General features: G+C 73.6%; 9 protein-coding genes. 2 read left to right on the top strand and 7 right to left on the bottom strand.

Going from position 1 to position 12196, the window contains the following annotated elements:
- Window positions 1-150: 150 nt before the first annotated feature.
- On the bottom strand, window positions 151-1563 hold the full coding sequence (proS, locus tag CK485_RS20190) for a proline--tRNA ligase (protein WP_109452527.1): 1413 nt from the start codon (window positions 1561-1563) through the stop codon (window positions 151-153).
- Window positions 1564-1734: 171 nt separating this feature from the next.
- Here proS and CK485_RS20185 point away from each other — a divergent pair, with 171 nt between their 5' ends.
- Window positions 1735-2523, top strand: coding sequence for a methyltransferase domain-containing protein (locus CK485_RS20185; RefSeq protein ID WP_109452526.1), 789 nt, complete (start codon window positions 1735-1737; stop codon window positions 2521-2523).
- Window positions 2524-2604: 81 nt separating this feature from the next.
- On the opposite strand, the gene ftsH is transcribed toward CK485_RS20185, so the two are convergent.
- The 3 genes from ftsH to ffh form a co-directional block, all read right to left on the bottom strand.
- Window positions 2605-4536, bottom strand: a complete 1932-nt coding sequence (ftsH, locus tag CK485_RS20180; RefSeq protein ID WP_109452524.1) for an ATP-dependent zinc metalloprotease FtsH — start codon at window positions 4534-4536, stop codon at window positions 2605-2607.
- Window positions 4537-4642: 106 nt separating this feature from the next.
- The gene (locus tag CK485_RS20175) at window positions 4643-5158 is read right to left on the bottom strand and encodes a GNAT family protein (RefSeq protein WP_109452522.1); all 516 of its coding nucleotides are present in this window, start codon (window positions 5156-5158) and stop codon (window positions 4643-4645) included.
- A 67-nt stretch (window positions 5159-5225) separates the two neighbouring features.
- A complete protein-coding gene (ffh, locus tag CK485_RS20170) occupies window positions 5226-6773 on the bottom strand; it encodes a signal recognition particle protein (protein WP_109452520.1) in 1548 nt (515 codons plus the stop codon).
- 397 nt (window positions 6774-7170) lie between these two features.
- Here ffh and CK485_RS20165 point away from each other — a divergent pair, with 397 nt between their 5' ends.
- Window positions 7171-7437: a hypothetical protein gene (locus tag CK485_RS20165; protein WP_109452518.1), complete on the top strand. Its 267-nt coding sequence runs from the start codon at window positions 7171-7173 to the stop codon at window positions 7435-7437.
- 222 nt (window positions 7438-7659) lie between these two features.
- Here the strand turns inward: CK485_RS20165 and CK485_RS20160 are convergent, their stop codons facing one another.
- The 3 genes from CK485_RS20160 to CK485_RS20150 all read right to left on the bottom strand — a co-directional run bounded on the left by CK485_RS20160 (window position 7660) and on the right by CK485_RS20150 (window position 12090).
- A complete protein-coding gene (locus CK485_RS20160; protein ID WP_109452516.1) occupies window positions 7660-10149 on the bottom strand; it encodes a [protein-PII] uridylyltransferase in 2490 nt (829 codons plus the stop codon).
- A gap of 217 nt (window positions 10150-10366) precedes the next feature.
- Window positions 10367-10705: a P-II family nitrogen regulator gene (locus tag CK485_RS20155; RefSeq protein ID WP_109452514.1), complete on the bottom strand. Its 339-nt coding sequence runs from the start codon at window positions 10703-10705 to the stop codon at window positions 10367-10369.
- Window positions 10702-12090 (bottom strand): ammonium transporter, encoded by a 1389-nt coding sequence (locus tag CK485_RS20150; protein ID WP_109452512.1) that lies wholly within the window; start codon window positions 12088-12090, stop codon window positions 10702-10704. The genes CK485_RS20155 and CK485_RS20150 overlap by 4 nt, the downstream gene beginning before the upstream one ends.
- Window positions 12091-12196: the final 106 nt, after the last annotated feature.

Raw genomic sequence — 12196 nt, 5'->3', positions numbered from 1 at the left:
GGCGGGTGCGGATGTCTGTGGACAAGCTGTGCAAGCGTCAACAAGTCGGGGCGTACCGCCGGACGCGCACGCCCCCTCCGCGCTCCCTCACGCACCGGCGCCCCGGGCGCGAGGACGCGCCGCCCGGCCGCCCGGCGCGACCCTGGCGCCTCAGTACGCCCGCGCGACGATCGCGACGTTACCGGGTGCGTCGTCCGCCTCCGGCACCGACCCGTCCTCGGCGACCAGGCAGCGCACGGTGACGCCCTGTTCCGCCAGCTCGGCCTCGCCCTCGGGGCCGAGGTCGGACCACGGGATACGGGCCCAGCCGGCCGCCGCCGCCTCGGCCGCCTCCGCGATGGTGCGCACGTCCGCCGTACGCGACTCGCGGCGCTCGCGGGACTGGGCGAGCAGCAGCGCCTGGTCCTCCTCCAGCACCTTCGGCAGCAGCTCGGCCAACTCGCCGACCGCCACCGGCTCCTTGCCGCCGGGGATGCGGCGGGCGAGCATCGCGGTGCCGTTCTCCAGGTCGCGCGGGCCGATCTCCACGCGGACCGGGACCCCCTTGAGCTCCCAGTCGACGGCGCGGCGGCCGAACGGGGTGTCGGTGCGGTCGTCGACCTGGACCCGCAGCCCGGCGGCCTTGAGCCGGTTGCCGGTCTCGCGGACCGCGGCGAGCACCGCGTCGTCGCCCTTGATGGCGAGCACGACGACCTGGACGGGCGCGAGCCGCGGCGGCACCCGCAGGCCGTTGTCGTCGCCGTGCGACATGATCAGACCGCCCACCATGCGGGTCGAGGTGCCCCAGGAGGTCTGCCAGACCAGTTCCTGCTCGCCGTCCTTGGACAGGTACTGGGTGTGGAAGGCCTTGGCGAAGTTCTGGCCCAACTCGTGGCTGGTGCCCATCTGGAGGGCCTTGCCGTCACCCATCATCGATTCGAGGGTGAGGGTGTTGATGGCGCCCGCGAACCGCTCCTTGGCGGTCTTGCGGCCGAGTACCGCGTCGATGGCCAGCACGTTGGTCATGAAGTCGCCGTAGACGTGGCGGTGGATGCGGGCCGCGTAGTCGCGGGCGTCCTCGTACGTGGCGTGCGCGGTGTGGCCCTCCTGCCAGAGGAACTCGGTGGTGCGCAGGAAGACGCGCGGGCGCATCTCCCAACGGACCACGTTGGCCCACTGGTTGATCAGCAGGGGCAGGTCGCGGTAGCTCTGCACCCACTTGGAGAAGTACTCGTTGATGATGGTCTCGGAGGTGGGCCGGACCACCACGGGCTCTTCGAGGTCCTTGCCGCCGCCGTGCGTGACGACCGCAAGCTCCGGGGCGAAGCCCTCGACGTGCTCGGCCTCGCGGGTCAGGTACGACTGCGGGATGAACAGCGGGAAGTAGGCGTTGGCGGCCCCCGCGTCCTTGATGCGCGCGTCCATCTCCTGCTGCATGCGCTCCCACAGGCCGTAGCCGTACGGGCGGATCACCATCGTGCCGCGTACCGGGCCGTTGTCGGCCAGTTCGGCCTTGTTGATCAGGTCCTGGTACCAGCGCGGGAAGTCGTCCGCCTGGGGGGTGAGCACGGGAGCCTTTGCCATGGCGCCGATCGTACGGGGCACCGGGCACCGGGTGTGAATCCGTCCGGTCCCGCCAGGTCACCGGCGGCTCGCCGAACCCCACCCGTACGGACTCTGGACTACCGGTCGGTTGCCGGGTTGTCTGGTTGCGGGGGGTCACACAACCCGCACGGAGCGGAGTGAGGCGGTTCGATGACACCCACGCTGGTACCCGGCAGGCCCGGTTGGGTCGGCGGACCCGCGGCGCAGGCCGACGCGGACGCCGGACGCGCGAGGGACTGGGCGGAGATCCAGGAGAGGATGCTGGTGCCGCTGTACGAGGCGGTGTACGAGCGGCTGGCCGTGGGCACGCATACCCGGCTGCTGGCGCTGGGGTGCGGCACGGGGCTCGCGCTGCTGCTGGCGGCGGCCAGGGGCGCTGCGGTGACCGGGGTGGACCACGACGAGCGGCGGCTCGCGCTGGCGCGTGACCGGCTGCCGGCGCACCCGGCGGTGCGGCTGGCGCAGGGCGGGGCGGGCGCCGCGGCGGATCCGGCCGCGCCCGCGTTCACCGTGGTGACCGCCTTCGACCCGTTCGCCCCGGCCGCCGGAAGGGGCGCGGAGCTGACGGCGGCGGCGCGGCTGGCCCGGCGGGGCGCGGCGGTGGTGGTCGCCGGGTGGGGTCCGCCGGAGCGCTGCGCCACGGCCGGGGTGCTGGGTCCGGCGGCCGAGGTCGCCGGGCGCGACGACCTGGAGGGGCTGTGCCGGGCGGCGGGTCTGCGGCCGGACGGCGGGGGCCGGGTGCGCTGCCCGTTCGGCTACGCCGATCTCGACAGCGCGGTGCGCGGCCTGATCGCCACCGGCGTGTTCGACGCCGCGATCGCTGCGGCGGACCGCGTGCAGACGGAGAAGGAGCTGACGGAGGCCCTTCACCCGTACCGCGCCGGGGACGGCACGGTACGGATGGAGAACGTCCTTCGGTACGTCATCGCCCGAACGTGACGGCGTGCGCAGGGCGTTGACGTACGGAGCGGCGCGGCCCGGTCCGGCGGGCGCGGCGGCGCGGCCCGGTCCGGCGGGCCGTCAGTCCTCCGGCTTCGTCAGCCTGGGGATGCCCGCCGTGCTGTACGCCTCGCCCTCCTCCAGCGTCTCGCGTTCCAGCAACGCGGCGGCCAGGGCGTCGAGTTGGGGCCGGTGGGCGGTGAGCAGGCGGCGCGCCTCCTCGTAGCACTCGTCGACGATCCGGCGCATCTCGGCGTCGACCGCGTCGAGCGTCGCGGGCGCCGCCGACAGGCCGTACGCCTGCTGCGCGTCCTGCGGCAGCGCGGTCAGCCGGCCTATGCGCTCGCTCATCCCCCACCGGCCGACCATGCCGCGCACGATGTTCGTGACCTGCTCCAGGTCGCTCTCCGCGCCGGTGGTGACGACGCCGAAGACGGTCTGCTCCGCGGCCATTCCACCCAGCGCGCCGATGACCCGGCCGCGCAGGTACGGCTCGGTGTACGCGTAGCGGTCGGCGTCGGGTGTGGAGAGCGTGACGCCCAGGGCGCGGCCGCGCGGCACGATGGTGACCTTGCGGACCGGGTCGGCACCGGGCTGGAGCATGCCCAGCAGCGCGTGGCCGCTCTCGTGGTAGGCGGTGCGGCGGCGCTCCTCCTCCGGCATCACCAGCGGGCGTTCCGCGCCGAGCTGGACCTTCTCCAGCGCGTCGGACAGCTCGCCGGGCCCCACGTCGTCGCGGTCCCGCTTGACGGCGAGCAGGGCGGCCTCGTTGGTGAGGTTGGCCAGCTCGGCGCCGGTCATGCCGGGGGTGGTGCGGGCGACCTGGGCGAGGTCGACGTCGGGGGCGAGCGGCACCTCGCGGGTGTGGATGCGCAGGATCGCCTCGCGGCCGCCGCGGTCCGGCGGGCTGACGGAGACGGTGCGGTCGAAGCGGCCGGGGCGGGTGAGCGCCGGGTCCAGGACGTCGGCGCGGTTGGTGGCGGCGATCACGACGACGCCCTCGGAGCCGGAGAACCCGTCCATCTCGGTGAGGATCTGGTTGAGGGTCTGCTCGCGCTCGTCGTGGCCGCCGAGCCCGCCCCCGCTGCCGCGGGCCCGCCCGATGGTGTCGATCTCGTCGATGAAGATGATCGACGGCGCGTCCTTGCGGGCCTCGGCGAACAGCTCGCGCACCCGGCCCGCGCCGACGCCGACGATCATCTCGATGAACTCCGACGCCGAGGCGGAGAAGAACGGCACGTCCGCCTCGCCGGCCACCGCCCTGGCCAGCAGCGTCTTGCCGGTGCCCGGCGGGCCCGACAGCAGCACGCCGCGCGGCATGCGGGCGCCGAGCCTGCGGTAGGCGTCGGGGCGCTTGAGGAAGTCGACGACCTCGCTCAGCTCCGCCTCGACCTCGTCGATGCCGGCCACGTCCTCGAACGTGGTGCGCCTGCTGTCCTCACCGGGCACCACCGGCTTGGGCGGCGCCTTGCGGCCGAGGCCGCCGAGCCCACCGGACAGCGCGCCGCCCATCCTGCGGGCGATCAGCACCCACAGGACGACCAGCACCAGCATCGGGGCGAGCGAGATCAGCAGGTTGGCGAGGAAGCTGCGCTGCTGGACCACCGGCTCCGCGGTGACGGTGACGTCGTGCTTGGTCAGCTCGGACCAGACGGGGTCGTTCGCGAACGACGGCCGCAGCGTGCTGAACTCGCGGTAGGTGCCGCTGCCGCCGGGGACCCGGGCGGGCTTGCGCAGCTCGCCCTGGATCGCGTCGCCCTTGGCGTAGATCTTGGTGACGTTGCCCGCCGACAGCTCCTTGCTGAACTCCGTGTACGGCACCGATCGCGTACTGCTGCCGCCGAAGACGGACAGGAGCAGGTCCGTGATCAGGAACACGGCGATCGCGGCGACGATCATGCCGCCCCAGACGCCGATGCCGCGCCGCGGACCCCGGGGCGGCCGGGGCGGCGGGGCGCCCTCGGAGCGCCACGGCTGCTCCGGGTCCTGGCGGGGCGGTACGGCGTTGGTCATGGCTCGACCATACGTAATGACACCGACAGTCGCGCGGGACGCCCGCAGGCCCCGGGCCGCGCGGGGCGTCAGGGGCCGTACGGCCTCCCCCCGACCGCCTCGCGCCTCAGGCGCCGGGCCACTCCTCGGCGGTCAGGGCGAAGCGCTCGTGGTCGCGCCAGGCGCCCTTCAGGTAGAGCATGCGCGGGGAGAAGCCCTCGTGGCGGAAGCCCAGGCGTTTCGCCAGCGCGATGGACCGGTCGTTGCCCGGCTGGACGTTGATCTCCAGCCGGTGCAGCCCGAGCCCGTCGGGCATGTCCTGGAAGCAGCGGTCCACGACCAGCCGCATCCCCTCGGTCATCCGCCCGGTGCCCGCGAACGGCAGGTAGGAGTCGTAGCCGAGGACACCGTTGCCGAACCGGGCGCGCACGATGTTGGTGACGTTGCACTTGCCGACGATGCCGCCGCTCTCGTCGTCGATCACCAGGAAGCTGCGCATCGCCGGGCCCTGCCGGCGCAGCAGGTCCGGCAGGCCGTCCGGCTCGACGGGGTTCCACGTGCCGATGTGGTCGGCGGAGCGCAGCACGGCCTCGGCGTAGGCGGGCACGTCGGAGGGCCGCGGCGGGCGGATGTGGACTCTCATCGAGGTCCCGTCGGGGTCGCGTCGCGGGCGGGGCTTCTTCTCGGGCTGCCGTCGGTCACGGGCCGGCTCAGCCCATGAACTTCTTGAACTCGTCGGGCAGTTCGAAATTCTGGCCGTCGCTGCCCGCGGGAAGGTCGAAGGCGCCGCCGGACTGCTGCTCGCGGCGGGCCGCCGCGGCGGCCTCCTCGGCGCGGCGCTTTTGCGGGTTGCCGCTGCGCTGCTTGCCCTTGGCCTGCTTGACCTGCTTCTTCTTGCGGGCGCCACCGCCTGCCATGCCCGGGATGCCGGGCATGCCGGGCATCCCGCCGCCCTGCGCCATCCGCGACATCATCTTGCGGGCCTCGAAGAACCGCTCGACGAGGTTCTTGACGGCGCTGACCTCGACACCGGAGCCGCGTGCGATACGGGCCCGGCGCGAGCCGTTGATGATCGTCGGGTCCTGGCGCTCACCGGGGGTCATCGACTTGATGATCGCGGCGGTGCGGTCCACGTCCCGCTCGTCGAGGTTGTTGATCTGGTCCTTGATCTGGCCCATGCCGGGCAGCATGCCGAGCAGCTTGGAGATGGAGCCCATCTTGCGGACCTGCTCCATCTGCGACAGGAAGTCGTCGAGGGTGAAGTCCTTGCCCTTGCTCGACGCCAGCTTGGAGGCCATCTTCTCGGCCTCGGCCTGCGAGAAGGTCTGTTCGGCCTTCTCGATCAGCGTGAGCATGTCGCCCATGCCGAGGATGCGGGACGCCATGCGGTCCGGGTGGAACGCGTCGAAGTCGTCCAGCTTCTCGCCGTTGGAGGCGAACATGATCTGCTTGCCGGTGACGTGCGCCACCGACAGCGCGGCGCCGCCGCGCGCGTCGCCGTCGAGCTTGGACAGCACCACGCCGTCGAAGCCGACGCCGTCGAGGAAGGCCTGCGCGGTGTTGACCGCGTCCTGGCCGATCATGGCGTCGACGACGAAGAGGATCTCGTCGGGGCGGACCGCGTCGCGGATGTCGGCGGCCTGCCGCATCAGCTCCTGGTCGATGCCCAGGCGGCCCGCGGTGTCGACGATGACCACGTCGTACTGCTTGGAGCGGGCGTACTCGACGGAGTCCTCGGCGACCTTGACCGGGTCGCCCACGCCGTTGCCCGGCTCGGGGGCGTAGACCGCGACGCCCGCGCGCTCGGCGACGACGGACAGCTGGTTGACCGCGTTCGGGCGCTGGAGGTCGCAGGCGACCAGCAGCGGCGCGTGGCCCTGGCCTTTCAGCCAGCGGCCGAGCTTTCCGGCCAGCGTGGTCTTGCCCGCGCCCTGGAGACCGGCGAGCATGATCACGGTCGGCGGGTTCTTGGCGAACCGCAGGCGGCGGGTCTCGCCGCCGAGGATGCCGATCAGCTCCTCGTTGACGATCTTGATGACCTGCTGGGCGGGGTTGAGCGCCTGGGAGACCTCGGCGCCGAGCGCCCGCTCCTTGACCTGCTTGATGAACGCCCGCACCGCGGGCAGCGCGACGTCCGCCTCCAGCAGCGCGATGCGGATCTCACGCGCCGTGGCGTCGATGTCCGCCTCGGACAGGCGGCCCTTGCCCCTCAGGTTCTTGAACGTCGCTGCGAGGCGGTCGGAAAGAGTGTCGAACACGGCGGTCGCGGATCCTCGTGTCGGGGGGCGGGCATCGGTCGTCCCCCAGGGTATCCGGCCGGTCCGGGTGCGGTCTGCACGGCGGTACGGGCGCCCGCGCGGGGGCCGACCGGGTGATCTCGGGCGATCGGCCGCGGCGGGCGGCCCGGTAGGGGCGGCGTAAGGGCGTACTCCGCCCGGGACGGCCGCCGACCGCCTTCCGTATGACCGTGAATGAGGATTCCCGATGAACGGGATGAGAATTCACTTAACGACTCCCCGCGGCCACCCGGACAGCGCATTTCGCGACTTCTCCGCATTTCACTTCAGGGAGTCCTCTGGGTGGTTATCGGACGGCTTTTCCGGGACAGACATCCGCTTCGTGCCGGAAAGTCCGGCCCGGAAAGGAATGACGACGATGAAGCTCGCCCTCAAGCGCGGACTGGTCACCGCGGTCGCCTCGCTCGCGGTGGTCTCGGGCACCGCCGCCACGGCCAGTGCCGCCGAGGCCGGCCACCACCCGGCGCCGGTCAGCCACCGCGGGGACCACGGCAGGCACCACCGGCACTGCGGCAACCGGCACTGGAAGCACGTGCGTCACACCGGTGCGCGCGGCGCCGGGCTGTTCGTGGTCAAGGGCACCAAGGTGGTGCGCTCGACCACCGCCGTGCTGCGGGTGCGCTGACCGCCGCCCGTCCGGGGCGACGGCGGGACGTGGGGCCGTGACGGCGCAGGGACCGCCGCACGGCACCGCATGATCTGCCTCTTGTACGAATTCACCGTCCGGCATTCCTGTCAGCCGGGCGGTGAATTCGCGTTCCCGTTTTCGCCGCCGTGCCGCGTCGTGAATTCCGGTACGTAGTGCGGCGGCGCGAGACGCGGAGGACGCGAGGGGATTCGTACGGGCTCAGGCCAGCGCCTTCTCGACCGCGCGCGCCACCTGGGCCGCGCGGTCCCGGTCCAGCGGGGCGCCGTCCGGGCCGACGAGGTAGAAGACGTCCACGGCGTCCGCCCCGAGCGTGCTGACCCGGGCGGCGCGCACGGTGACGTCGCGCGCCGCCTCCAGGGCGTGGCCGATGCGGTACAGCAGCCCGGGGGCGTCGTGGGCGCGGACCTCGATCACGGTGGCCAGCCGCGAGGTGTCCGGCGCCACCGTGACCCGGGGCGGGGGCGCCGGCACCCCGCGCCGCCGGGGGTAGGCCGCCTCTCGTTCGGCCAGCCGGGAGGCGATGTCCAGCGAGCCGTCCAGGGCGCGGACGAAGTCGGCGCGCAGCCGGGCGGCCTGCGGCAGCGGCCCGTACTCCGCCGCCACCCGCCAGCTCAGCAGCGTCACCGGTCCCGCGTCGATCGGGTCGCAGGTGCGCAGGTCGGCGCCGCGCACGGTCAGCCGGTGCATCGCCAGCAGTCCGGCCGCGGCGGGCAGCAGGCCGGGGCGGTCCGGCACCGCGAGCAGCAGTTCGGCGCCGACCGGCTCGGTGCCGGGGTCGTCGGGCCCGCCAGGGGCGCCGTCGGCCTCCCGGGCCCTGGAGGCGGTCTCGGAGCGCAGGGTCAGCACAGGGCCGCCGGTGCGCGCGGCCTCCACGGCGAGGCGTTCCTGGTCGGCGGTGAGCGCGTCCGGTGCGGACGCCGACGGGTCCGGGCCGGGCGCGGGGCGGCCGTCCAGCGCGTCCGTGGCCCGCGCGGCCAGGTCGGCGACGAGCCGGGCCCGCCAGGTGCTCCAGGCGGCGGGGCCGGTGGCGAGCGCGTCGGCCTCCGTGAGGGCGTGCAGCAGGTCGAGCGTCCCGCGCGAGCCGACCGCCTCGGCGACGGAGGCGACGGTGGCGGGGTCGTCCAGGTCGCGGCGGGTGGCGGTCTCGACGAGCAGCAGGTGGTGGCGGACCAGCACAGCGAGCGTGTCGGCGTCCGCGCGCCCGAAGCCGAGGCGGGAGGCGACGTCGCGGGCGATCACCTCGCCGGCCACCGAGTGGTCGCCGGGCCATCCCTTGCCGATGTCGTGCAGCAGGGCGCCGATGAGAAGGAGGTCGGGGCGCTCGACGCGGCGGGTCAGCTCGCTGGCCCGCACCGCGGTCTCGACCAGGTGGCGGTCGACGGTGAAGCGGTGCACCGCGTTGCGCTGCGGGCGGCACCGCACCCGTTCCCAGTCCGGCAGCAGCCGGGTCACCAGGTCCTCCGCCTCCAGCGCCTCCCACACCGGCACCGTGGCCTGTCCGGCGCCCAGCAGCGTCACCAGTGCCTCGCGCGCCTCGGCGGGCCAGGGTTCGGGCAGCGGCGGGGCCGCGGCCAGCGCGCGCACCGCGTGCGGCGACAGCGGCAGTCCGGCCTGCGCGGCGGCGGCAGCGGCTCGCAGCGGCAGGACCGGGTCGCGTTCCGGACGGGCGGCCCGGGCCAGCACCGCCTCGCCGTCGTGCTCCACGACGCCTTCGGCCAGCGGCACGCGCTCCACGGCGGCCGCCTCACCGCGTCCCCGGCCCAGCAGCCCGAGGCGGCGCGGGCGGCGGGTGCGCGAGCGCAGCACCCGCTCCACGGTGCGCCAGGTGACGTCGCTGGCGTAGGCGATGGTGCGGGCGGCCTCGTACAGCTCGCGCAGCAGGGTGTCCGCGTCCAGCAGGCCGAGGCGGGCGGCGACCTGGTCGTGTTCCTGGAGCGCGAGGCGGTCGGTGCCACGGCCGGTGACCAGGTGGAGGGCGTCGCGGGCGTCGAGCAGCCGGGTGCGGGCGGCGTCCAGTCCCTGGCGGGGCGCGTCGGCGATCCAGGAGGCGGCGACCGCGCGCAGCACGGTGGCGTCCCGCAGGCCGCCGTGCGCCTCCTTCAGGTCGGGCTCCAGCAGGTGCGCCAGCTCCCCCTGCCGCGCGGCCCGTTCGGCACCCATCTCGTGCAGCTCGGGCAGCCTGTGCGGCGCCTGGTCGCGCCAGTCGGCGAGCACGGCGGTGCGCAGCGAGGCGGTCAGCTCCTCGTCGCCCGCGAGGTGCCGGGCGTCGAGCAGGCCGAGCTGCGCCTTGAGGTCGTCGCGGGCGGTCGCCCGGGCCTCGGCGGGGGTGCGCACCGAGTGGTCGAGGTCGAGACCGAGGTCCCACACCGGGTACCAGACGCGGTCCGCGAGGGCGGAGACCTCGGCCGCGAGGGCCGAGCCGTCGTGCAGCAGGAGCAGGTCGAGGTCGCTGCGCGGGGACAGCTCCCCGCGCCCGTAGCCGCCGACCGCGACCAGCGCGGTGCCCGGGACGGCGGGCGTGAAGAGCCGGGCGAGCCATGCGTCGGTGAGGGCGGCCAGCTCGCGGCGGCGCGACGGCCCGGGCCGCACGTCCTCGGCGAGGAGGGCCAGCCGGTCCGCCGCGTAGCCGGAGCCCGCCGCGCCGCGGGGCGGGCAGGAGGGGGCCGATGTCTCGGTGTGCTCGGTCATCCGGTCTCCCAACGCGGCCCCCTACGGCGGACTTCAGGTCTTTGCGGCCACGCGCGCCGCAGAGCGATCGCGGGTCGCGCGCGGTCCGGAGCGAGCGGGTCGCGCGCGGCCCGGAGCGAGCGCGACCGCGTAGCGGTCCATGCCGCCACGCTCGCGCCGCGCCGCTTCGAATTCGTCCCGTCTCACAGCGCGTCCGGGCTCGCGGGAGACCCCGGCCTCACAGCGCGTCCGGCCCTCGTTCGCCGGTGCGGACCCGTACCGCCGTCTCGACGGGCACGCTCCACACCTTCCCGTCGCCGATCTTGCCGGTCCTGGCGGCCTTGACCACCACGTCCATCAGCTCGTCGGCGTCCGCGTCCTCCACCAGCACCTCTATCCGGATCTTCGGCACCAGGTCGACGGTGTACTCCGCGCCCCGGTAGACCTCGGTGTGGCCGCGCTGGCGGCCGTAGCCGCTGGCCTCGGTGACGGTCAGGCCGGCCACGCCGAAGTCCCGCAGCGCGTCCTTGACCTCGTCCAGCCGGTGCGGCTTGATGACCGCGGTGATGAGCTTCATGCGTCAACCTTCGGGGCCTTGGGCCCGGCCGGTCCGGCGGGCCGATTGTCGTCGTTTCGGCGGGAGGCGGGGGTGGCCGCACCGGTGAGCGCCGGCAGCAGGCGGGCGGCGGAGCCGACGCCCGCGAAGTCGTAGCCGGTCTCGGCGTGTTCGGCGGAGTCGATGCCCGACACCTCGTCGTCCTCGCTCACGGTGAAGCCCATCACCAGGTCGAGTACCTTGGCGAGGATCGCGGAGATCACGAGCGAGTACACCAACACGCAGACCACGCCGACGCACTGCTTGCCCAACTGCGCGAAGCCGCCGCCGTAGAACAGGCCCTTGGCGGTCTGGCCGACGCCGCCGGTGGCCAGCAGGCCGATCGACAGCGAGCCGACGATGCCGCCGACCATGTGGACGCCGACCACGTCGAGGGAGTCGTCGAAGCCCAGCTTGAACTTCAGCCCCACCGCCCAGGCGCAGATCACGCCGGTGACGATACCCAGGCCGATCGAGCCGAGCGGGGAGACCGACCCGCAGGCCGGGGTGATGGCGACCAGGCCCGCCACGGCGCCGGAGGCGGCGCCCAGCGTGGTGCACGAGCCGTGCCGGATCTTCTCGTAGCCGAGCCAGCCGAGCATCGCGGCGGCCGTGGCGACCTGGGTGTTGACGAACGCGGCGCCCGCGACGCCGTCCGCGGCGAGCCAGGAGCCCGCGTTGAACCCGAACCAGCCGAACCACAGCAGGCCCGCGCCGAGCATGACCAGCGGCAGGTTGTGCGGCCGCATCGGGTCCTTGCCGAAGCCGACCCGCTTGCGGATCACCAGGATCGCGCCGAGCGCGGCGGCACCGGCGTTGATGTGGACGGCGGTGCCGCCCGCGAAGTCGATGACGCCGAACTTCAGCAGCCAGCCGCCCGCGCCCCAGACCCAGTGGGCGACGGGGAAGTACACCAGCGTCGCCCACAGCGCGATGTAGAGCGTCCAGGCGGAGAACTTCACCCGGTCCGCGAGGGCGCCGGAGATGAGCGCGGGGGTGATGATCGCGAACATCAGCTGGAAGGCGGCGAAGACGTAGACGGGGATGCCGTAGCCGGGCCACAGCTGGGTGATGCCTATGTGGCGCAGGCCCAGCCAGTCGGTACCGCCGATGACGCCGCCGTGGTCGGTGCCGAACGCCTCGGTGAAGCCGTACAGGACCCACAGGATCGTGATGACGGCGATCGAGACGAAGCTCATCATCAGCATGTTGAGCACGCTCTTGACCCGCACCATGCCGCCGTAGAAGAAGGCGAGCCCGGGGGTCATCACCAGTACCAGGGCGGCGCTGATCAGCATGAACGCGGTATGGCCCGTGTCAAGGACGGGCTTGTCGGCGGCAAGCGTCGTCATGATGCCTGCTGGCATCGGCGTCTCCTCGTCGTCGGACGGCCCGCGAGGGGATGGAGCTGATGGGCCGGTTTTCGCCACGAGACTGACGCAGCCGGGTTTCCTGCGTCGCAGCACGGTGTTT

Source organism: Streptomyces sp. ICBB 8177 (assembly GCF_003144095.1).
GTDB lineage: Bacteria > Actinomycetota > Actinomycetes > Streptomycetales > Streptomycetaceae > Streptantibioticus_D.
This window is presented reverse-complemented; position numbering and strand designations above follow the sequence as displayed.